Raw genomic sequence first — 22,801 nt, forward strand, 5'->3', positions numbered from 1 at the left:
CTGATGCTACAAATTGTCCCCATTAAAAATCGCTCGCAAATCAACGAGCTGTTTACAAATTATGACCCACGAACTCAATCGTGGCTGGTATCGGATTTGCGCACCAAATTCGAATTGCAGCAAAAGATTTTGGCTCGTGATGGACAATACGTGGACGAATCCGTTCTGCGTGCCAGTGATTTGTGGAAACTTCTTTTAAAACGCCTCGAACCGCGTTTGCGCCTGGTCAGCGATCCATTTGCGCGATCCATTTTGCGCACGATTTTGGATGAGCACTCTGAAGTATTGGGTGTGAACTCCTCCGCAGAAGACACCGTATTTTCTTATATCGATCAATTGGCGCCAGTACTATTCTCCGAAAACGGCATGGGCATGCTGACGGAATGGTTTGAAGGCCATCCCGAGGCAAAGAATCGCTGGGGAGCCTGGGCGAATCGCGCGTACCTGTGTTCTCAGTATTTGATCAAACAATACAATATCATTACTGCTGATTGGATCACATCCTATCTACAATCTTTCAATCAACTTGAACGAGTATGGGATATTCCCTTGATCGTTGATCTTAGTGGAGAGATTTCCCGCGTTGAGGCGGAGATCCTGCACACGCTTTCGCGCAGTATCGATGTGGTGATTCTGGAACCAACTCCGACCTGGTCCGAAGAATTTAAATATCTTCTGAAACCCTACGAAGATTTGCGTGGCAAAAGTAATTCCATCAAAAATCTTCAGCCAGTGGAGCCGACAAAAAAGAAACGGGAGATCCTGCGTTTTTCAGGCATGTTGGCTGAAACCAAAAACTCCGTGGGCCAGGTTCGTAAATGGCTTGAAGAGGGTGTGCCGGCCGAAAATATCGCAGTGATTGCACCGGATATTGAGCAGTATTGGCCGGTCCTTCAGGCCTTTCTGAAGGAAGAGGGCATTCCTGTCCAAAAAGATATCACTCACAAAGTGCAAAGCTTGCCTGCAGCGACTCGTTGGCTGGCGACTCTGCGAGCAAAAAGTGGGCGCTTGTCTTCCTCGGATCTGGAGATTTCATTTTTCGACAAGCATGAATCCCAAGCATTGCGCTACGAGGACTTCAAGGCTCTGTTTAAAAGTCTTTATGTTAACGAAGACCTTGCCCGTAATGAACTGATTCAAAAAATTTATTTCGAACAAATCGATCTGACCGGTCTGGTTTCCCGCGATGAGTTCGTGGGTAAAGCGTTAAGTTTTTGGAGCTCCAATGACACGGAGATCGTGCAAATCGTTCTGCGTGAGCTATTGCAAAATGCCACAATAAACACAAAGCTGATCTGGAAAGAATGGTTGAGTTATCTGGAAAGCATCGTGGCCGCCAAAGAGTACACCGTCGAAAAAGGTGATGGCTCCGGTGTTCTGGTCACAAAACTGATGTCGGCGTACAGTGAAAAAGCCCGTTATCGCGTGTTCCTGGGGCTAACGGATGAGTCGCTGAAGTCCCGAAATAAAACCCAGCTTTCCGGTACGGACTATTTCGACCTTTCAAAAGATATTGGATTTTATCTGGATAATCCGGATCAAAGCGATCTGGCATTCGAGTTGAAACTTCTGGCGGAAGCGGATTCCTCTCATGATATCTATTGTTTCGGCGGAACGGATTTTTCCGGCACCTTGTGCTCACCATCAACTTTTTGGATGGGACTTAATGAAGGACACGTCCATGAGCATTTGACTCTTCCATTGGAAACCCGATGGGATGAGTTGCAATACTCGCAGGAGGGTTCTTCACGTCCATGGATCGAAAGCCGCTCCACGGAAATTGAACATAAAATCAAACAGGATCTGGGGAAAGCCGAATTGCCTCTTGTGCAACTTAATAAGCTGCCAAGTATTTCTGCTTCCGCTATTGAAAGCTATCTGGAGTGTCCTTTTATTTTCGCGGCACAACGGTATTTCAAGTTAAAAGACCTGCCGGAAATTGACCTGGATGTGGATCACCGCACCCGCGGACAACTGGCCCATGCTCTGTTCGAAAAGCTGACTCAGGAACCGATGCGCTTTGACTGGAAGACAGAGGAGATTGAACAACTTCTGGAAACGACCCGTAAAGAAAAGGGTCTTCTGTTTGCCGACGAACGCCTGTGGATTCCTTTAAGAAAAAAGCATATTCAACTGGCACAAAGATTTTTGGATTTTGAAAAACAGTGGCGTCAGGAATACAACCGCACGAAAACTTTGGCGCGGGAAAAACGTTTTGAATTTTATTTGGATCCCAAGACCGGTGAATTAAGCAAAGAACCAACAGACAGTGCCTTCCGCATCTCCGGTTCTATTGATCGCGTGGATTCGGATCAAAATGGCCAATTGGTATTGTTGGATTATAAGAGTTCCAGCGGCGGGATATCCGCTCATGGATCCTGGCTTAAAAACCAAGAGCTCCAGTTGCTGTTCTACATGTGGGTTATTGAAAAATCCCTTATCGAGGACATCAAGGGCGAGGTTATCGGTTTATTCTATTATATTTTCCGTACCTTTGATCGCAAAGGTTTCCGTGTGAATGATCTTGCTGGAAGTTTGTATCCGGCGACTCGCACGAAAGACAAAAACGCTACTTTAGAGGCAAAGGAACTTTACCTGACAGAGTTTTCAAAAATTCTGATGTCGACGCTGGAACGCATTCGACTTGGGGAGATTCGTCCAGAGCCAGTGGACACGCAATCTTGTAACGGCTGTGAATGGAGACGACAATGTCGAGCACCACATCTGAATTAAAAAACACAATTCTGCGTGCGGGTGCCGGTGCTGGTAAGACCACCACATTAACGGCGTTGTTTTTGGATTTTGCTTCTGATTTCAAAAGCAAACATCAAAGATTTCCGCGCATCGTGGTCACCACGTTCACGCGTAAGGCGACTCAAGAATTGAAAGAGCGTCTTTCCGCAAAAGCTTTGGAAAAGAAGCGTGAAGACCTGTTCCATTTCGCCAACTCCCGTTCACAAGTGCAGATTTCTACCATCCATGGTGTTCTGAGCTTGTTTTTGTCCCGCTATGGCTCTGCTATCGGACTGACTCCTGATTATAAAATCATGAGCGACAGTGAGATTCGCAGGGGAGCTCGTAAGATTATGCGCAAGCATATTCTGGAGAACCCATCATTGCAGGAGCTTTTGGAAGAGTATGAATTCAGTGTCATTGAAAGTGCCCTGATGCAGTATTTTTCAGAACGTATCGTATTTCCGCAGGCACGCTTCATCACTTTGGATGAGCAGGAGTCAGCAACACGCAAAGTGATCAAGGATATTTCTGGCAGACTTAAAAGATTGTGCGTTGAGATTGATCAGGAAACTGAACATGAAAAGTGGAAAGAGTACGTCGCCACTTTGCACTCTTTTAACTGGGATGCCGAGGACCTTGGGCAGTTTTTCGGACTGCTACAGGGAATGTGGGATGGAATCACCAAACCTTCGTATTTGAAAAAGAACCCGCCATTCAGTGCAAGTCTTAATGAGGAGCTGGAAGAGCTGCGCGATCGTATTGATAAGCTGCTCGAATCCGCTCGTTATCGTCCGGATTTCTGGGCAAGACATCAAAAAAACTGCGAACTGTTCGAACAGCTGGCGCAGCTTTTTTGCCGGGATCTGATGCAGCAAAAGCTTGAAAACGGTTTGCTGTCGATGGCGGATCTTGAAACATTCGCTTATAAAATCATCAAGGATTCACCAGAGTCTGCAGAGAATTTCTCTCAGGAATGGGACTTCTGGATGGTGGATGAGTATCAGGATACCAGCCCCATTCAAGTGGAAATCCTAAGAAACTTGATCGGCGCAAAGCCGTACTTCGTGGTGGGTGATCCTCAACAAAGTATCTATCTGTTCCGTGGAGCCAGATCCGAAGTGTTTCAGGAAAAAGTGGCGGAAGTTCAATCTCAGGACGGTGAAGTTCAAGTCAAACTTGTTAATTACCGTTCCACTCCCGAAGTGCTGGAGTTCTTCAATCATTACTTTACCAGATTGGATGGCAAGCAGTTCGCGGCCATGACTCCCGCACCTGATAAAGAAAGAAAAGGTCCGGCGGACCCAGTAGTGCAAGTGCTGGTGACAGAGACGACCGACGAGGACGAAATTTCCAGAGAATACCTGGGAACTGTTGCCCGTATTCAGGAGCTATTGAAAGAGGGCGTCAGCCCCGAACAAATCTGTATTCTTTCCCGCACGCATAAAGTTTTGGCGGATATCGCCAAAGTTGCTCAGGATCACGGTGTGCCTTTGCAACTTCACAGCGGAAGTGGTTTTTATGAGCGCCGTGAAGTTATTGATGCGTTGGCGATTCTAAAGTTCTTGGTGAATCCTCATGACAACGCCAATTTGGTGGCCTTATTGCGCTCGCCATGGCTGGTGATGGCGGATTCTGACATTCTGGAGCTTTGCCACAACTTCAAACACTCGTTCTGGCGTGAAGCTTTAAAGACGCTGGAGAACCGCTCATCATCTCATCCTGTGGCAATTTTGAAGTCACTTTTGGAAATGAGCGAGGAAAAAGGTTTGTCCTTTACTTTGAAAACAGCACTGATTGATTTAGGGTTGTTTGATTATTCCGCGCGCATAGATTCCACGGGACGTCGTGAGGCAAATCTGTGGAAGGTCGTTTATCTTTTAAGTACTGAAGAGCGCCGTCCTGGTTTTAATTTCCTGGATTTCTTAGACTCCAGTCTGGACTCGTTGTCGACAGATGAAGGTGGCGAGGATTCAGATGCCACTCCGGTGATTGAGCCCAAACGTGTGAACTTCATGACTGTGCATGCCTCCAAGGGTTTGCAATTTGATCACGTTATTTTGCCGGGCATGGGTAAAGATCCAAGAGCAAGTCATGCTCCTGTTATTTCATTTGCTGAGAAATCCGGACAATGGACTTTGAAAATCCGCGATGAGGAAACGCAGATGCTGGCAAGCAGTATTCTGGCGGATCAGATCATGGAAGAGCTTCGTCGCCGCGAGGGCGAGGAGTTCCTGCGGGTTCTATACGTGGCGTTGACTCGCGCCAAAGAAGGCGTGACGTTGCAGTGGGATTTGAAAAAAGTCGGAAAAAAATCCTGGGCCACGCAGTGTCCTTTGAATATCGAAGAAGGTTTGCACGAGGAAAAAGATTTCTCTTACGTGGTTCGCCGGGAAAATCCGCAACCTGTGACCTTGGCAGACCAGGAGTTGGAAGTGAAACAGCTACGCACTCCATGGGCTCCAATCCGTAAGGAAGAAAAACGCAAACACATTTCCGTAACCGCACTAGTGACGCCAGAGTCTGCAGAGGGCTCTTCGCACGTGATGTCCGTTGCTCAACTGGCACCAGGCCTGGCAAGAGCCCAACAAGGGACGACTGCGCACAGATTGTTTGAAGCGCTGAAGTTTACGTCCTATCAGGATCTTCTGAAAATTCCGGAGTATGTTGATCTTAAAAATCCGTTGGTATTCTTGGCGGAAACAGAGCAGCTGCCGCTTTTGAAAATCATTGAAAACGGCTATGTGGAGTGGGGATTTGCCCTGGTCGAGCAGAATGCTCTTATGCAGGGGCAAATCGACTTATGGGGTATCGTCGATGATACTTTATGGCTGGTGGATTACAAAACCGGTTCACAACGTTATTCTGAAACTGCGTTCAAGCAATTGGAAGCTTATGCCTGGGCACTTTATCGTATGAAGTATCTGGATAAAGTGAAAACGGTGAAGCTTGCGGTCGTTTATCCGATGGACGAAATTGTTAAAATCAAAGAAATACTGTCTTTGACGGAATTGAATAACCGCATGAAGTCGCAGATCGCGGATTACATTAAAACGTAGCTGGTCATTGATTGACTCAAGCAGCCTGTCCGTTCGAGGATCAGGGTGTGACAAATACAGCACGTGGATACATTCAAATCTTTACTGATGGCGCTTGCTCTGGCAATCCCGGCCCGGGTGGCTGGGGCGCTGTCGTTCTTTTACAAAACGATTCCGTAACAGAATTGGGTGGTGGCGATCGTCCCACCACGAACAATCGGATGGAGATGAAGGCAACGCTGGAAGCGTTGAAGTTTGTCTCTGAAATTCCAGGTCCTGTGCATTTCTACACAGATTCCACCTATGTCATTCGCGGTATCACGCAATGGATCTTCGGTTGGAAGAAGCGCGGCTGGAAAACGGCAGAAGGTGCCGAAGTTCTGAATCGCGATTTGTGGGAGGAACTGGGACAGGTGGTGCAGGCCCGCGGAGCCAGCAACAAAGTTGATTGGCGCTACAGTCGCGGCCACGTGGGAATTCCAGGGAATGAACGTTGTGATCAAATCGCAGTGGCATTTTCCAAGAATGACCACGTTAGCTTGTATACTGGAAGTTTAAAGAATTACCCTGTCAGTATTCTGGAAGTGCCTGCCGATCACTCTTTGCCGGAGATGAAGTCCCCGACAGAGAAAAAGGCGGCATTCAGTTATTTAAGCAATATCGGTGGACTGGTTTATCGTCATAGGGACTGGCCATCTTGTCAGAAGCGAGTGAATGGTCAGTCTGGTGCTAAGTTCAAAAAATCCACGTCGGCTCAGGATGAACAAGAAATTCTGAAATCCTGGGGACTTCCTGCCAGCACACCGATCAAGGAAGGTTAAGTTATATGGAGATCACGGGACGTCATATTTTAGTGACTGGTGCAAATCGAGGTGTTGGTCGTGCATTTGCAAAAATGTGCGCGGAAAACAAGGCCCATTTGCATCTGGTGGTTCGCTCTGAAGACAGCAATCTGGTGGAGGAGTTGAAATCTGAAGGGGCTAAATCTGTCACCGTATGGACTGCCGATTTGGCAAAGCGCGAGTCGGTAAACTCACTGGTGGCTCAGCTTCAGGGAACTCAGATTGATATTCTTTTCAATAATGCGGGACAGTTGACCGGTGGTTTGTTGGAATCTCAACCCATTGATGAAATTTGCGAGATGATTCAAGTCAATGTCAGCAGTTTGATTCAGCTGACTCATGGGGTGTTGCCGGGAATGCTTGAGCGCAAACGTGGCAAGATCATCAATGTCTCCAGCATCACTGCATTCATGGATTTGCCTGCGAACTCCACTTATGCAGCGACTAAGTCTGCGGTTGCTGCATTTACACGAAGTCTGCGGGTGGAGTTGAAGGATACAGGTGTTACGACGCTGCTTTTGATCCCGCCGGGGATCAAAACGAGAATGTATGATAAAGTGATGGGGGCGTTTGGTTCCCACATTGAAATGCCGGATAAAACCATTTCACCATCCCAGTATGTTAAAATGATTCGCGAGGCGATTCTTCATGATTTGGAAGTGGTGCAGCCATCAGGAATGATGGGGCTGATGTTCAAGGCGGCAAGATTTGCAAAGCCTGTATTTGATTTCGAGATCGCACGTCGATTTCATAGATAAAAAAAGGGGACTTGAGGTCCCCTTTTTTATTTCTTATTAAAGCTCAAAATTCCTGATCCGACCGGGCCTGTGACTGTAACCTTCATCTCTTTGCCAGAGATAGTCTTTTCAGAGACCGGGAAGGTTAAGCTGTACGGTGTGTAGAAGCGGTTGTGAGTAGGGTACAGGCTGATCAGCTCTGCCAAAGAAGATTTGAGTCGAGTGACTTTGCCTTCATATCTTCTGCCATCTACATCCAGAAAAGCTTTCCAAAGTGATTTGGGAGTGCCCAGGTTGTCGTTCTGTCTTTCAGGAGTGAAGAAGCTTAAGAAGAACTCGGTCTCGGTGCTTAGGCGGGTTGCAACCTTGCCTCTTTCTTCCTGGAACTTTGCTTCATCCCACAGGTATATCCGGGTCTTTTGATCAAGCTGTGCTTCCAGAACTTCAGAGCTTAGCAACGTGGCTTGCATTTCCAGAACATTGTACAGGCCGGAATACTTTGTTGTTCTATCAGTAAACTTTTGAACCGTTTCGAAATACTGATCTTCTGTGCGCAAAGCGCGGCCTGAATCCGTCACTTCATAAGAAGCACAGCCGGTCAGAAGAAGTGTCAGCAATAGTGGAAGTGCTAAAATGTATTTCATGTGCGGTTCTCCAAAAAGCCATCTAGAAATCTTTTAATATCAGCAAAAGCCGTGTCCCGCATTACATCGTTCACGATTTCATGCTTAGCATTAGGATAAACCTTGAGCTCTTTCTTTTTGCTGCCCAGTTTTTCAAAAAACTTTGTAGCTTCCGGTGTGCTGCAAATAGGATCTTTTTCCGGAAGGATGAACAGAGCAGGTTTTTTGATTTCACCGGCACGAGGTCGGACGAAATCCCAATTTTCCAGCATCCCTGTGAATACGCCCGGGGACATTTTCACATGTCGAAGGGAGTCGTTTTCATATTCGCGAATGACATCAGGATCGCTGGTAAGAGCGTTATTGTTGATCTCATTACCCAAGGTCAACTTCGGCAGGATTTTATTTAGCAAGAAAGCCGCTGTGGATTTGATCAGGGGAACTTCCATGGAAAGACCCAGCAAAGGTGCGCTGACGATCATACCATCGAATTTCAAATCAGGATTGCGTAGCAATGTTTTTACTTCAATCAGGCCACCCATGGAGTGACTGAACAGAATGACAGGGCCCTTTTTGACTTTCTCTATGGAAGTTACCATGTCGATAAAAATTTTATGGTCTTTGCAGTAGTCATCAAAGTGAGAGGCAAAGCCACGATGACCTTCGGATCGGCCGTGGCCACGTAAATCCCAAGCGTAAAATGACCATTGATCATTCTTAAATGCCTCGATCAGGCGATGATAACATTCCGAGTGTTCACCGTGACCGTGAGTGATGATGACTGTACCTTTGGCATTGGGATTGTCCCAAACTTGAAAGAACAAGTTGATGCCATCGAAACCTTTAAAAAAGCCTTCTTCGCGTTTGAACATATGAATTTAGATTGCCGCTTGCCCCAAGTGAAAACAAGGTTCTTTTTGCTTCGGGGCCCAGGTAATAGGTCTAGATCAGTCCGCGGACGACAATAGTGTCACGAGGCGGGTCTTGTTGCTCAGGGAAGTCGATGTTGTAGTGGATTCCGCGACTTTCCTGGCGACGAAGTGCACATTCAACAGACAAATTGGCAACGGTTGCGATATTTCGCAGCTCCAGAATGTCGGAATGGATCTTCATGTTTGAGTAGTATTCTTTAGTCTCCGCCAGAATATTTTCCAGGCGATGTTGGGCGCGCTCCAGGCGTTTATTGGAACGGACAATTCCCATATAGTTCCACATCAGGCGGCGAATCTCCTCCCACATGTGGGAGATAACGATCATTTCGTCGTCGTTGGATTCTTCCGGATGTGTCCAGGCCTTGGGTGCAATCGGGAAATATTTCGAATCGTCAGCAGTGGACTTCATTTGCTCAGAGCAATTGTGTGCCGTTGTCAGGCACTCCAGCAGTGAATTTGAAGCCAGGCGATTCGCACCGTGCAAGCCTGTGCAGGCTGTTTCGCCGATGGCCCACAATCCTGGAATGTCTGTACGTCCGGACTCATCAGTCAAAACTCCTCCACACAAATAATGTGCGGCGGGTACAACCGGAATCGGCTGTTTCGTCATATCAATTCCCAGTTCCATGCACTTGGAATAAATATTCGGGAAACGCTGTTTTAAAAAATCGGCATCCAGCTTCGTCATGTCCAGATAGACACACTCAGCACCAGTGCGTTTCATTTCCTTGTCTATGGAACGTGCAACCACATCACGAGGCGCCAGAGATGCCAGTTTGTGGTATTTTTGCATGAAAGGCTCGCCATGGACGTCGATCAACACTCCGCCTTCGCCACGCAAAGCTTCGGAGATCAAAAAGTTTCGGGAGCTCGGATGGAAAAGGCAGGTCGGATGGAACTGCATGAACTCAAGATTTGCGATTCGCGCACCCACTCGGTAGGCCATCGCTATTCCGTCGCCAGTGGCTCCGCTCCAATTTGAAGTGTAGAGATAAACTTTGCCAGCGCCACCAGTTGCCAGAACTGTGTTTTTTGCTACAAAAGTGTGCACTTCGCCGGTATTTTTATCCAACGCATAGGCTCCGATGCACGTGACCGGTGTCATGTCGTTGGGATCCACTTCTTTATTCACAATCAGATCGATGGCATTAAAGCGCTCAAGCAACGTGATGTTTTTGTTTTCGCGAACGCGAGCCAACAGAGTTCTGTGAATTTCCAGTCCCGTTTGGTCTTCGAAGTGAAGAATGCGGCGAAAGCTGTGTCCGCCCTCGCGCGTCAAATCGATTTCGTCGGCTTCTTCGCCGCCTTTTTTTCGCAGATCGAAATGAACACCCCAGTTCAGTAAATCTTCAATGCGTTCAGGGGCTTGATGGACATAGTTATGAACAACAGTTTCCTTGCAAAGGCCTGCTCCAGCCACCAATGTGTCTTGAATGTGTGAGTCAAAGCTGTCCTCATCCGACATGACGGCCGCGATCCCACCTTGCGCCATCGAAGAGTTCGTGTCGGTCATCTTTTCTTTGGCAAGGACGATCACTTTTCCCTGAGAAGCCATTTTCAGAGCTAGGGCAAGTCCGGCAGAGCCAGAGCCAATAATCAAAACATCACTGCGGTGGGTACTCATAATGCAGACTTTCTAATTCCTTTTAGTGCCTTTGGCAAAGGAGTCTTGCTTGATTCTTACCAGTTTCTAAAACTACAATGAAATCAAAGACTCAGACGTGCGCTAGTCCGCGGCGAGTCCTGGGATTGGGACAGGAAGGAACAGGCTCAATGAAAGTGAAACTCCTAGCAGTGTTGATTGCAGTAGCAGCGTTATTTATCGGCGCCGTTTTGTGGCGAACAGATAGTTTCGTGTACGGCGATCGCATGAGTTGGGTGGAGGCACAGACCCGCACACAAATCAGTTCCATCTCCCGTTCTTTGGGCGGCGAGCTTAAATCCCTGCAAAGAGTTGTTGCGACTTTCAACGCCGAGAACTTTCAAAAAAACAGAATCAACTGGTCCACAATTGCGCCGTACTATGCGGTGGCTTCAGTGGCTATCAATGGCAGTGACATTGAACCTCAGGTTTTGATCACGCGTGAAAATTCGAAAGCCGCCAACTGGAACAATGCTTTTGTAAAAGCGGCTTTGGGTAAAATTGAAAATCGCACGAACGACCTGAGATTTTTTATCAAACCTTTCCAGGACACCAATCGTGGCCGCTATGTCGCTGTCGTGATTCTTGAAGGCAATCGTGGATATGCGTTGTTCAGTTCCGGAGAAATTTTTCAGTCGCAAGTGGATTCCGAGCGCGGCAGTCTTAGTTCCTTTTCCATCGTGACGACCTACGGTCTGACAGTGGGGCACACCATTCCGGAATATCTGGGCACAGTGATGCGTGATGATCCAATGTACAAACAGATCGCCAAGGACGGGGCAACTCACGGTGGAGGAGTTGTTGAAGGCAGCGGCAAGCAGCAATTGTTTGGAATGTTTGAACAGGTGCCTCACACGAATTTGTGGGTGCTGAGTTCGGCGCCGTTGAATGAAGCTTTGAAGGGGCGCACCGGTTTGTGGTGGCAGTTCCTGTTGATGGGTGTGGGACTGGTGCTTGTGGGGATTGCGGCGGTGCTTTGGGTTGTCGCTCCCGCTGAAAATAAAATTGAAAAACTTGAGACGGATTTGGTGAAAGCACAAAAGCAGGCTGCAGCCACACCACCACCGACCACATCAGTGGTCGCGGATCCGGAAACGGCACAAAACGAAAAAGTTCAGACATCAATGCGCGTGGCTTCGGCGTTGGCACACGAGATGCGCGGACCGTTGAGTTCGATTTTGGGATACTCACAAATGATTCTGGCGAAACATCCTGAAGGGGAGATCGTCGAGAACACCGATTCTATTTTGCGCGAGACGCGCGCTGCCCGTGAAGTTCTGAATAAACTTTTGGGTTATGCCGGCGAAGAGATCAAAGAAAAGAACTCCATGAAAGTGGAAGGCCCGCTGGCAAGAGCTTTAAAATCCCTGGAAGGCGAATTGCAAAACAAGGGTGTTAAAGTAGTTCGTAATTTTCAGGAAACCAGCCCGTTGGATTTGCATGCCGATGCTTTGGTAAAGGCATTTGAAAACATCATCATGAATTCCATTGAAGCAATGGAGCGCATGCCGAAAAAGGAACTGAAGCTGGATCTTTTCGAGGACGGTTCCGGAGTGCATTTGTCATTCGAGGATTCCGGTGAAGGTATTGATTCGGCAAATCTGACAAAAATTTTCGATCCGTTTTTCACCACACGTTCATTCAAGAATCACATGGGGTTGGGATTGTCAGCGGCCTTCGGTGTGTTGAAGGAACATAATGCTGAAGTCAAAGTCACGTCCGAGCGCGGTTTCGGCGCAAAAGTTCTGATCACCTTCAAGAAGGTGGAAGCAGTGGGTGTTTTGAAAGCGCCATTGGCGGCACCAGTGGCTCCGGCTCCGGTGGTTGAAAAGATTCAGATTCAAGGCGAGGTGTTGCAGCTTCGCGAGGAGTCCCCGCATCGCGAAGAAGCGGAAGCGGAATTTGTGGAGACGAAAATGCAAGCATCAACAGGCACTCATTCACCATTGGATGTGAATATCGACAAACTTTTGGAAATGCCTGAAGAGGTGGTTTCTTCGACAATCGACGAAGAGACACCGGTTCCGGAAATTGAAGCAGCCGATTTTTCCGAGGATAAAACCGTTGTGTCAGCGCCGATTGATGATCAGTTCACTCCGGTCAATTTGATCAATGCGCCAGCAGCAGAACTAAAACCGGTACGCAAATCCAAGGCCGACAGTTATCAAGTTGAAATTCGCAGACCTGGAAAGAGGACTTAATTGGACATTCGCGATCATAGCTCTCAGTTTACAGTTTATGTATTCACCACGGATGTGGATCAGGGTGCTGCCGTGAAGGTTTCTCTTTCGCAGGCGGGTTATGATGCCTATTTTATCCAGGATCCTGAGCAGCTGGAACAGCGTTTGAAAGACACTCCACCGCATTTGCTGGTGTTTTCGACGGCGACTATGGCGGGTGCTTTAAGTGATTTCGTGGTCCATGTGCAAAAGATCAACGACGAGATTCGTTTCATTGCGATCTCAAATTTGGGGCAGTTTGATATTTTGTCCCAGTATCAAAGTTTCGGATTCATGGATGTTATCTCTGACGAGGCCGTGGCGATAGAGTCCCGCGTGCTTTGGGCCGTGGATCGGGCTTGTGAAAAAATTTATCTGGCTTTGCAGAACGAACAGTTGATCGAGGATATTGAATCCACCAAGCAACAGCTTGAAGATGTTCAACAGGCAGCAATGACCACGATGAAGCATCAGGAGGAAGAGGCGGCTCGTCCGGCTTTCCCGATGCGTATCGCTGAGTATCGTTCCGCGCAATCCAAAGAAGACATGGTACAAAGATTTCTGAACGGAATCTCTGAAAGCCGTTGCGTGTTTTTTAAATTTCTTCCTTCCGTGCGCAGCTTCGTGGCCACGCACGCCAATGGAATCGATTCGGCGCAAATTCAAGGTGTCGGAACTCAACTGACCACGGACGAGATGAAAGACCTGGGGTCGCAATTGGCCATGGGTTTGATTCCACCAAGTTTTTCGAATCTGTTGATCGAAGCCTTTCATTTGAAGCCACCCAAGGCGATTCCGCTTTACGGTGGCAATCAATTGGAAGGACTGTTCGTATATTCCGGTGGTATGGAAGCACAGGCGCTGGCTCAGTTGAACGATGAGTACACACTGTTTAATCTCTGTTACTCACATTTTGTTCTGGAAAAAAGAGTCGACACGCTGGAAGTCCAAGATTTTGTGACGGAACTCTTTAATCGCAATCACTATGTTAAAGTTTTGGAGGATGAAGTTGCTCGTGCCCGTCGTTTGAAACAACCTCTGGCAATCGTAAAAATCTCCATGGATGATTTTTATGAGATCGAGTCATCTTTGGGTGATGCGGTGAGGGATGAGTTGCTAAAATCATTGGCAACTGTGATATCAAAATCCAGTCGTACCAACGATACGAACTTCAGAACAGCAGCCAATGAGTTGACAATGGTGCTGCCTCATTGCTCTAAAAAAGGGGCAGCGTTGCGTGCGGAAAGAGTTCGTCGCGCTGTTGAGGGAAGTACGTTCCTGGAAAATGGAATGCAGGTGTCGATCAGTTTGGGAGTGAGTGAATACCCTTCGTTGTGTGATTCACCGAAGTCCCTGGATGAATCAGCTGGGAAAGCCCTGGCGCACATTGCAGATAAGGGTGGAAACAAGATTTGCTTGTACAAAGCCCCGGAAAGTCACAAGCCTGAATTCGAAATTCCGGCTGAATAGGATTAGTGTTTTTAATGGAAATGTTTCGAAAAACTTTTGCGGAAATAAATTTGGATAACCTGACACATAACATTCGTGTCTTGCAAAAGGCGTTTCCGAACAGGTTCCTGTGCCCGATGGTCAAAGCCAATGCCTATGGCCACGGTGATGTTAAACTTGCTTTGCACCTGGAAAAGCTGGGCATCCAGCAATTGGGTGTCTGTCTGATTGAGGAAGGTCTGTTGCTTAGAAAATCCGGCGTAAAAGTGGAAATTCTGGTCTTCAGAGGTTTCGATGAAATTGGTGCCAAGGCAATTATCGACAACAACATGACCGCCGTTGTCAGCACCTGGGAGCAGATTGAAGCTCTGGAAAAAGTCGCAAATAAAAAAGTCAGCGTTCATGTTAAATTTGATACCGGGATGAATCGCCTGGGTTTCCGGGTTGAAGAGGCGCAAAAAGTCTTTGATCGTTTGAATGGTCACGCAAAGATTGAAGTAAAGGCCCTGTGCACTCATCTTTATATTGGTGAAAATGCGCAGGAAATGGATCAAACCAGCGCGCATCAGTTGCAAAAATTGAATAAGATCTCCGAAGTCTTCAAATCCATGAATGTGTTCTGTCATGCACTGAACAGTTCGGGAATTTTGAATTTGATGGAGATGGATAAAAAAGGTTCTCAGGATAAATCTCATCCTCTGTATATGCAGAACTGGGGGTTGCGCCCGGGTTTGATGATTTATGGTTACAGCTCGTTGGGACATCCTGACGTGGCGGGATTGAAACCGGTGATGAATTTGAAATCGGTGGTGAATAACTTTCGCCAGGTAAAAGCCGGGGAAACTGTTTCTTATGGCGCAAAATGGACGGCACAGCGTGATTCTGTCATCGCTGTTATTTCCATTGGCTATGGTGACGGTTATCATCGTCTGCTTTCCAATAAATCGTCGGTGTTGTTTGATGGTAAAAATGTGCCTGTGGTCGGAACCGTTTGTATGGACTACCTGATGGTGGACGTGACAGATGTGGTTCAGGGGCGTGCACTTGAAACATTCAAAAACACAGAAGTCGTTTTATTCGGTGCAGATCAAAAAGGTCATGTGCTTTCGGCTGATGAGTTGGCTCATAAAGCCCATACCATTTCTTATGAAATGTTGACCAGCGTGGGTGAGCGTGTGCCTCGGGTGTACGTCGGTAAGGAGACTCCGTGAGTTCACAAGGACTGGTACAAAAAGCAGCGTTTGGTGTTTCCTGGATCGGAGCTTCGTTTATCGGTTTCTTCCGCAGTTTTGTCGAAGAAACCGGGCGCATGATGATGTTCTTCGGGGAAAGCATCCGTTTAATTTTTGCCAAGCCTTCGCGTTTTCCGGAAATCATCAAGCACATGGAGTTCATCGGAAATCAGTCCATTTGGATCATCTGCCTGACCGGTGGATTTACAGGACTGGCGCTTTCGATGCAGATTTATCTGGGATTCAAAATGTTTAATGCCGTGAATATGGTTGGACCGGTTGTGGCTCTGGGGATTACCCGTGAGTTGGGTCCGGTATTGACGGGATTGATCGTGGCGGCGCGTGCCGGTGGAGCGATGGCCGCTCGCCTGGGAACGATGCGCGTGAATGAGCAGATTGACGCCCTGGAAGTTATGGGTGTGAACACCAAGCAATATCTGATCTCCCCAAGATTGGTGGCGGCATTTATCTGTATGCCACTTTTGACTGCTGTTTTCGACTTTGTCGCGATGATGGGCAGTTGGTTTTTGTGTGTGAAGATCGTGCAACTTGATGAAGCAGTTTTCTGGCAGAAAATCCGCGACATGATCGAGGTCAAACACATCAATGAAGGTTTGATCAAAGGTGCAGTCTTCGGGGTTTTCTTTGCTTTGATTTGTACCTTCCGTGGCTTTAATACCACGGGCGGCGCCAAAGGCGTGGGTGAAGCCACCAACCAGGGCGTCGTACAAAGCATGGTCATGATTATTATGCTGGATTACTTCCTGACAAATTTGATCCGTCTTTACTACAGCCTGATGGGGATCTCATAATGTTCAAACAACCCGCTGTACAAATTCGTGACTTGAAAAAAACCTTCGATGGCAACGACTACATTTTGAAGGGGATCAATCTTGAGATTCCCAAGGGAAGTCTGACTGCGATTATCGGGTTTTCCGGTACTGGAAAAAGTGTGATGCTAAAGCATCTGTTGGGTTTGTATAAACCCACTTCCGGTTCCATCGAAGTTTTGGGGCGGGATTTAAATCAGATGAATGAGGATGACCTCACCAAGTTCAGACAGAAATTCGGCGTGTTGTTTCAGTCCGCTGCTTTGTTTGATGACATGTCTGTTCTGGAAAACGTCTGCTTCCCACTTTTTGAGCACCGCCGGGATTTGAAGGAAACTCAAGTCCTTCGTATTGCTGAAGATAAACTTCATCAGGTCGGTCTGGACCCTAAGCACTACAAAAAACTTCCGAGTCAAATCTCGGGTGGAATGCAAAAAAGAACGGGTCTAGCCAGAGCTCTCGCCCTAGATCCAGAAATCCTGATCTATGATGAGCCCACCACGGGTTTAGATCCCATTCTGACTGAAATGGTAGATAATTTAATCCTGGATACGCATAAGCAACGGAATGGGCAATTGACGTCAATCATGGTTTCTCATGATTTGTCCGCCGCGTTTAGGATTGCGGATCATATCGCGATGTTAGATAGTGGCAGGGTTTTACTATTCGGGACTCCAGAGGACTTCTTTAATACCGATATTGAGTTGGTTAAGAAGTTCGTGAATAAAGGGATGAAACATCAATGAATTGGCTCCGTGCTGCTGAGTTTAAAGTAGGTCTTTTGGTGATCGTAGTTGGATCACTGATTGCCGTTATGTCCATGCAGGTGAGCGAAGATCCCTCTTACCTTGGCCGTTCCAAAAAAGCCTGGTTCCTTCTTCCCAATGCGGGTGGTCTGGTTAAGAATTCAGCAATTCGTTCTGCGGGTATTCCTGTGGGTGTTATCAAAGACATTCGTTTGCAGGATGGCCAGGCCCGTGTCGACATCACCGTTAAATCAGATGTTCCTCTAACAACATCTGCAGGTATTGAAATCAAAGCTCAAGGTATTTTGGGTGACTCCCACGTTGAAGTTTACCCGGGCTCTCCGACAGATCCACCACTTCCTGACAATGCGCAAATTTTGAATGTCAAAGCCGGTGGTTCTTTGGAAAACCTGGTTCAGCAAGTGGGTGAGGTCACGTCCTCATTGAAAGCAGTGGCAAAAAATCTGGAGCAAGCGACTTCTGAAAATGGAACTCGCAACCACATCCTGGGTCGCATCGTTAAGAACGTAGAAACGATCACGCAAGACCTGGCGCAAATGACGACTGAAAACAAAGACAAAGTCGGCGACATCGTGAACGATGTTCAAGACATCACAACCAGCCTGCGTGAAGTCATGAATGACAACAGCGACACAGGACTTAAAAAGACCTGGGCTCGTCTGGCTGAGACCATGAAGAACCTGGATGAAATCACCGGCAAAATCAATCGTGGTGAAGGGACTATCGGTAAACTTATCAGCGACGAAGCTACTGCTGAAAAAGTCGACAGTGCCATTGATGGTCTGAACAACATGGTCGGTGCGGCCAGCAGTATCGAAACTGCTTTCGATTTCAGAACTGATTATCTGGGCGAAGTGGGTAACTGGAAAACGACAGTGGGTGTAAGAATCCAGCCTGGGTTGGATCGTTACTACTACCTTGCGGTCGTGGATGATCCAGTGGGCCTTGTGGAAACAACACGCTTTCAATACTCCGGTGCACCTCCACAAAACTCGGGTGACTACTACGAAAAGAAAACTTACGAAAACAAACTTAAATTCACGTTGTTATTCGCTAAAAACTTCTGGGATCTGACTCTTAAAGGGGGCGTGATCGAGAATGGTGGCGGTTTCGGTGTGGATTACTACTTCTTCCGTCGTAAGATGAAAGCGACTGTGGAGGCGTTTGACTTCACTCGTACCAACTTGCGCGGGAATATCAGTTACTTCTTCTATCGTGGTCTTTACCTGAACGCCGGTTGGAATGATGCCTTCAATAAGAACGACGCGAGTTCATCTTATATCGGTGCTGGTCTTTTGCTGACCAACGACGATTTAAAACTGCTCCTCACGAAGGGGCTGTAAAGTATGTCGGTTGAGGTTTCCAATACAGAAAAAGTATGGCTGATAAAATCCTCAACCAGGATTCTAGGGCCATATTCTGTCGAAGAAGTCACAACACTTTTGAAAACCCGCCAGGTTTCCATCATTGATGAAATCAGACTGCCTGTCGGTCGCTGGAGTTATATCCGCGAAAATCAGCGTTTTATGGAAATCATCCGGACTATTCGTGAAGAGCAGGATAATTCTCCGGAAAACACGATGACCCAATCGATTCCTCACAATACCTCGTTTACGAAAACGGAACCGACGGTGGATCGCGAAGAGCATACTTTGACTCCGATTCCGCCTGTTCATTCCGGCATGAAGGATATTTCCGCGGCAACTGAAAGACCCGTGGGACATAAAGGTTTGCCAGGTGCTGGTGTCAGCTATGGAACAGCCAATGATGCTCGCGTGCAGGGGAAGCTTCGTCAGCAGTCCTCGACACTTCGTTGGGCTGTGATTGGATTGGCGGCGATCGTCACTCTTGGAATTTATGTGATGCTTGGTAATCGTCAGTCCCAGACGTCAGGAAATTATGACGAACTGATTTCTCAGGCGATCCGCTATAAAAGTGTCGGCTTGTATGAAAAAGCCCTTCGCGCTTACAAATCCGCAGCAAGCTTAAAAGAGCCGGATTTGGATACCCAAATTCAAATGGCTCCGGTGCTTATTTCAGAGGATCGTCAGACTTTGCAAGGTCGTCGCACCCTGGAAAAAGCCATTGTGCAGGAAAGCCGTCAGCGCGGGGACTTGGTGGATGCCTATCTTGGAATCGCTGTTTCGTACATGATGGACGGGGACTTGAAAGAGGCCGAGAACACTTTGCAAAAAGCGATCGGTCATGAACCGTTCAATATTTCTGCGCGCTTGAATCTGGCGATTGTCGACATGAAAAAAGGCAACTACCACGAGGCCATGCGCAAGTTTGAAAACGTACTTAGCAGAGAACCCGGCAATGTTATGGCAGTCTATGGACGTGCAATGGCGGCGATGGAAGTGGCAAAGACAACATCGGATTTGTCTTACCTGAAGCACGTCGTAAATGATTTGCAAAGCACTTTGCAGAAAGCTTACTGGTTGCGCCAGGAGCTGAGTCTTTTCCTGATCTATGCATATAATTTGATGGGCGACGTGGATGCAATGAACCAGTCGATCGTTAAGTTTTTAAGCGAGACCCCAGGCACATCCAGTCAGTACACCCATTCCTTGAACGTCGACTGGCGCTTCACTCAGTGGGATTACCTTGAGAAATATTGTTCAGAAGTCTATGCACGCAGCATTCCTTCCGCAGAGTTCAAAGCAGTTCGTGCAATTTGCCTGATGGAAATCAATCGTGACAGTGATGCCGACAAACTTCTGCGCGAAGCGATCAGTGAAGGTCCTAAAGATCCATACGTTCTTGCTGCCCAGGCTGCATATTTGAAAAAGACGGGGCGTATGCCAGAAGCCATGGCTATTCTTAAAATGCCGGAACTTTCCAGTCTGAATGTGCGGGACCGTTTGACGGGCGATATTTGTATGTCCAATCACGATGTGAATTGCGCACAGATGGCTTTCACCAGAATGTACGAAAAGAACAATGCCTCCGGTCCGGCTCTTTACGGGTTGGCCTGGGTTGTGTTGAAACGAAAAGATCGCAATGCCGCTTTAAATTATACCCGGGCGGGATTGCAAAACGAACCTACCTTCATACCTCTGTTGGAAATGAGGGATCAACTGGAGGCTGATTGATGAATCAGCCTTTTGTGCTTTTCATTCTGGGTGCTTTAGTTGCGCTGAGTGGGTGTTCCAAAGACCCAGGTGGTTATCATCGCGAAGAATACAAAGTGGTGAAGTTCGAGGACGTGCCACCGGATTTGAAGATTCCAACCAAGGCCTGGGAGGCACTGTCTTTTCAAGCAGCTCCGGATGCCCACGGTGCGGAATCTGAAAAGGCTGATACCAGCAACAAAGAAATCGTATTTTCAGATGTGACTGTTTTCCTGGTCGATAAAAATCCCGGCATTCTGAAAGAGGAAGCCATCAAGTTTGAATTGCCTCGTGGTGGCGGTGAAATTGATCTGTCGCAATACCTGAATGATCGTCAGGGTTCATTTTATGTCGGCTTTGAATTTCCGGCTTTCACTGAAGCCACACAAAGCAAAGTTCTATTTGTCAGTCGCGCCCGCAAACGCCGTCTGGGTGATATTGTTTACGGTGCGGGCTGCAATCAAATTCTGGATATCACCAACAAGTATAATCTGGCGATGAAGGGCGAAGGCCTGAAAGTCAATACCACACGGGAACGCCATATCAGTGTTCTGGGCGGTACGTTCCTGTTCTCGGCTGAAAAGGCCGGAACTATTTATGTCGCACAAGTTTCGTTCGTGGATCCAACTCATAAAAATCTTTTCTGTGAGGCGCCCTGATGGACAAGAAAACCGTTCATAGTCTTCAAGATAAAGACACCGTTGAAATGCTTTTCCTGGTTAAGGAAAAGACCGTCGGAGTGGGTAAAAATGGCAAACCCTTCATGGGCTTGCAATTGGGTGATGCAACAGGATCCATTGATGCGCGTCTTTGGGACCGCGTTGAAGAACTGGCACGTCAGTTTGAAACCGGCGATGTGCTGAAAGTTAAAGGCCTGGTGCAGTTGTTTCAAAACCGCAAACAGCTGGTGATTCATCGACTGGAGCGCGTGGAGAACTCGGAAGTGAATTTCGAGGATTTCATTCCAAAGGCGGCAAGAGAAACCGAAGACATGCTTGCGGAACTGTTGCAGCTGGTTCGCTCTATGCGCAATGATCATCTTAAACAGTTGGTGTTGGATACTTTGGAGGACCCGGAAATTCGTCCCCGTATTCTGCGCGCCCCTGCCGCGAAGTCCATTCATCACGCTTGGGTGGGCGGACTTTTAGAGCATATTCTGTCGATCTGTAAAATCATGGATTTCATGGGATCACATTATCCGTTCCTGAACCGTGACTTGCTTTTGTTTGGCGCTATTTTTCATGACATCGGAAAAATTTGGGAACTCTCTTATGATAACGGAGTTCAGTACACCGATCGCGGACGCCTGTTGGGGCACATGCAATTGGCTTGTGAGCTTATAGATAAAAAATCAGCTCGCATTCTGGGATTCAGCGAAGAACTTCGCGATATTTGTAAGCACATTATCCTAAGTCATCATGGCAAATTGGAATATGGTTCGCCGAAGCGTCCTAAATTTATGGAAGCGATGTTGATCGCCATGGTCGATGACCTGGATAGTAAAGTCGCGACTTTGAAATCAATTGTTGACGGTGAGCGCGCCTCGGGCGAGAAATGGTCTCGCTACAATGAATTGTTTGATCGTTACTTCCTACTTGATGATTTGAATGAGAAATATTGATGTTTGATTTGTGGAAGCGCCTGATTGCGCTGTTGAACACATACAAGGCTTACGATCCCGCGGCAAAGTCCCGTTGGGAGATCGCCTTGTTGTATCCGGGCCCAAAAGCCTTGATCATGCACCGCCTGGCTCATCTGCTTTATAAAGCTGAATTGTTTTTCGTGGCGCGCTTGGTGGCGGAGATTTCCCGTTGGTTGACGGGGATCGAAGTTCACCCGGGGGCAAATCTGGGGCGTCGTCTGGTTATTGATCATGGCTTCGGCGTGGTGATCGGAGAGACGGCCGTCGTTGGCGATGATTGCATTATTTTTCATGGAGTGACATTGGGGGGGATTAAATTCGACCCGGTGAAACGACATCCAACAGTGGGTAACAAAGTCATGATCGGTGCCGGAGCCAAAGTTCTGGGGCCAATCACCATCGGTGACGGTGCCATGATCGGAGCCAACGCTGTGGTCGTGAAAGATGTGCCAGCAGGCGCAACTGTGGTCGGTCCCGTTGGTCAGGTTAAAGCATGACCCTGCAGGAGTGGTTCGCTGAATACGGCGAAAGTCATCAAAACTCCAAAAACAAAATCATCCATAAAATTTGCGTGCCGTTGATTTTCTTTTCGGTCGTGGGCCTGCTTTTGCAAATTCCAGTTCAAATGGGCCCGATCAAATTAGGAGAGATCTTTATCGCCATTGCTCTGGGTTGGTATTCCACCTTGGGAATGAAGCCGGTGATGGTGATGCTGGGGCAATTGGTTTTGTGTTACATCCTTCTCTATTTATTGGGTATGGTGATCCAGCCGCTATGGGCGGCCCTCGTGATCGTTTTCGTTCTTGCTTGGATTGGTCAGTTCTATGGCCATAAGATTGAAGGCAAAAAGCCCTCTTTCCTGAAAGATCTGCAGTTTCTGCTGATCGGACCCCTTTGGGTCGTTAAGGACCTGTTTTTTAAGTAAATATACCCACAGATCGCAGCGCACAGCATCACAAAGTTAGCATGGGCTCACATCCATTTGCATTACGGTTTCATGAT

18 protein-coding genes are annotated in these 22,801 nt (G+C 47.5%); 15 read left to right on the plus strand and 3 right to left on the minus strand.

The window, feature by feature from the left end:
* The first annotated feature begins 3 nt into the window (after positions 1 to 3).
* From AAAA73_RS13240 to AAAA73_RS13255, 4 genes are read left to right on the plus strand one after another with little or no spacing between them, the layout of a single operon-like run.
* Complete coding sequence (locus AAAA73_RS13240; RefSeq protein ID WP_340598922.1) at positions 4 to 2,733, plus strand: PD-(D/E)XK nuclease family protein; 2,730 nt, start codon at positions 4 to 6, stop codon at positions 2,731 to 2,733.
* The gene (locus AAAA73_RS13245; protein ID WP_340598924.1) at positions 2,709 to 5,792 is read left to right on the plus strand and encodes a UvrD-helicase domain-containing protein; all 3,084 of its coding nucleotides are present in this window, start codon (positions 2,709 to 2,711) and stop codon (positions 5,790 to 5,792) included. The genes AAAA73_RS13240 and AAAA73_RS13245 overlap by 25 nt, the downstream gene beginning before the upstream one ends.
* A 47-nt stretch (positions 5,793 to 5,839) precedes the next feature.
* Positions 5,840 to 6,592, plus strand: a complete 753-nt coding sequence (gene rnhA / locus AAAA73_RS13250) for a ribonuclease HI (RefSeq protein ID WP_340598926.1) — start codon at positions 5,840 to 5,842, stop codon at positions 6,590 to 6,592.
* Between the two features lie 5 nt (positions 6,593 to 6,597).
* A complete protein-coding gene (locus AAAA73_RS13255) occupies positions 6,598 to 7,371 on the plus strand; it encodes an SDR family NAD(P)-dependent oxidoreductase (RefSeq protein ID WP_340598927.1) in 774 nt (257 codons plus the stop codon).
* A gap of 26 nt (positions 7,372 to 7,397) precedes the next feature.
* On the opposite strand, the gene AAAA73_RS13260 is transcribed toward AAAA73_RS13255, so the two are convergent.
* The 3 genes from AAAA73_RS13260 to nadB all read right to left on the minus strand — a co-directional run bounded on the left by AAAA73_RS13260 (position 7,398) and on the right by nadB (position 10,529).
* Positions 7,398 to 7,994, minus strand: a complete 597-nt coding sequence (locus AAAA73_RS13260; RefSeq protein WP_340598928.1) for a hypothetical protein — start codon at positions 7,992 to 7,994, stop codon at positions 7,398 to 7,400.
* Positions 7,991 to 8,845, minus strand: coding sequence for an alpha/beta hydrolase (locus AAAA73_RS13265; RefSeq protein ID WP_340598929.1), 855 nt, complete (start codon positions 8,843 to 8,845; stop codon positions 7,991 to 7,993). Before AAAA73_RS13265 ends, AAAA73_RS13260 begins: the two co-directional genes overlap by 4 nt.
* 70 nt (positions 8,846 to 8,915) lie before the next feature.
* On the minus strand, positions 8,916 to 10,529 hold the full coding sequence (gene nadB / locus AAAA73_RS13270; RefSeq protein ID WP_340598931.1) for an L-aspartate oxidase: 1,614 nt from the start codon (positions 10,527 to 10,529) through the stop codon (positions 8,916 to 8,918).
* Positions 10,530 to 10,678: 149 nt separating this feature from the next.
* Here nadB and AAAA73_RS13275 point away from each other — a divergent pair, with 149 nt between their 5' ends.
* Genes AAAA73_RS13275 through AAAA73_RS13325 form a run of 11 tightly spaced genes read left to right on the plus strand, consistent with a single transcriptional unit; the run spans position 10,679 to position 22,724 of the window.
* Positions 10,679 to 12,748 carry a sensor histidine kinase gene (locus AAAA73_RS13275; RefSeq protein ID WP_340598933.1) on the plus strand — a complete coding sequence of 690 codons (2,070 nt, stop codon included), beginning with the start codon at positions 10,679 to 10,681 and terminating at the stop codon, positions 12,746 to 12,748.
* Positions 12,749 to 14,236: a GGDEF domain-containing protein gene (locus AAAA73_RS13280; RefSeq protein WP_340598935.1), complete on the plus strand. Its 1,488-nt coding sequence runs from the start codon at positions 12,749 to 12,751 to the stop codon at positions 14,234 to 14,236.
* A 20-nt stretch (positions 14,237 to 14,256) separates the two neighbouring features.
* Positions 14,257 to 15,426 carry an alanine racemase gene (gene alr / locus AAAA73_RS13285; RefSeq protein WP_340599375.1) on the plus strand — a complete coding sequence of 390 codons (1,170 nt, stop codon included), beginning with the start codon at positions 14,257 to 14,259 and terminating at the stop codon, positions 15,424 to 15,426.
* Entirely contained in the window at positions 15,423 to 16,259 is an 837-nt protein-coding gene (locus tag AAAA73_RS13290; RefSeq protein WP_340598936.1) for an MlaE family ABC transporter permease, read from the plus strand. The genes alr and AAAA73_RS13290 overlap by 4 nt, the downstream gene beginning before the upstream one ends.
* Positions 16,259 to 17,023, plus strand: coding sequence for an ABC transporter ATP-binding protein (locus tag AAAA73_RS13295; protein ID WP_340598938.1), 765 nt, complete (start codon positions 16,259 to 16,261; stop codon positions 17,021 to 17,023). The genes AAAA73_RS13290 and AAAA73_RS13295 overlap by 1 nt, the downstream gene beginning before the upstream one ends.
* Positions 17,020 to 18,387: an MlaD family protein gene (locus tag AAAA73_RS13300; RefSeq protein WP_340598940.1), complete on the plus strand. Its 1,368-nt coding sequence runs from the start codon at positions 17,020 to 17,022 to the stop codon at positions 18,385 to 18,387. The genes AAAA73_RS13295 and AAAA73_RS13300 overlap by 4 nt, the downstream gene beginning before the upstream one ends.
* 3 nt (positions 18,388 to 18,390) lie before the next feature.
* Positions 18,391 to 20,139 (plus strand): tetratricopeptide repeat protein, encoded by a 1,749-nt coding sequence (locus AAAA73_RS13305; protein WP_340598942.1) that lies wholly within the window; start codon positions 18,391 to 18,393, stop codon positions 20,137 to 20,139.
* On the plus strand, positions 20,139 to 20,816 hold the full coding sequence (locus AAAA73_RS13310) for a hypothetical protein (RefSeq protein WP_340598944.1): 678 nt from the start codon (positions 20,139 to 20,141) through the stop codon (positions 20,814 to 20,816). Before AAAA73_RS13305 ends, AAAA73_RS13310 begins: the two co-directional genes overlap by 1 nt.
* Positions 20,816 to 21,778 carry a 3'-5' exoribonuclease YhaM family protein gene (locus AAAA73_RS13315; RefSeq protein ID WP_340598946.1) on the plus strand — a complete coding sequence of 321 codons (963 nt, stop codon included), beginning with the start codon at positions 20,816 to 20,818 and terminating at the stop codon, positions 21,776 to 21,778. The genes AAAA73_RS13310 and AAAA73_RS13315 overlap by 1 nt, the downstream gene beginning before the upstream one ends.
* A complete protein-coding gene (gene cysE, locus AAAA73_RS13320) occupies positions 21,778 to 22,296 on the plus strand; it encodes a serine O-acetyltransferase (protein ID WP_340598947.1) in 519 nt (172 codons plus the stop codon). Before AAAA73_RS13315 ends, cysE begins: the two co-directional genes overlap by 1 nt.
* Positions 22,293 to 22,724, plus strand: coding sequence for an Mpo1 family 2-hydroxy fatty acid dioxygenase (locus tag AAAA73_RS13325; RefSeq protein WP_340598948.1), 432 nt, complete (start codon positions 22,293 to 22,295; stop codon positions 22,722 to 22,724). Before cysE ends, AAAA73_RS13325 begins: the two co-directional genes overlap by 4 nt.
* The last annotated feature ends 77 nt before the right edge of the window (positions 22,725 to 22,801 follow it).

The organism is Bdellovibrio sp. GT3 (assembly GCF_037996765.1).
In the GTDB taxonomy this organism is placed as follows: domain Bacteria; phylum Bdellovibrionota; class Bdellovibrionia; order Bdellovibrionales; family Bdellovibrionaceae; genus Bdellovibrio.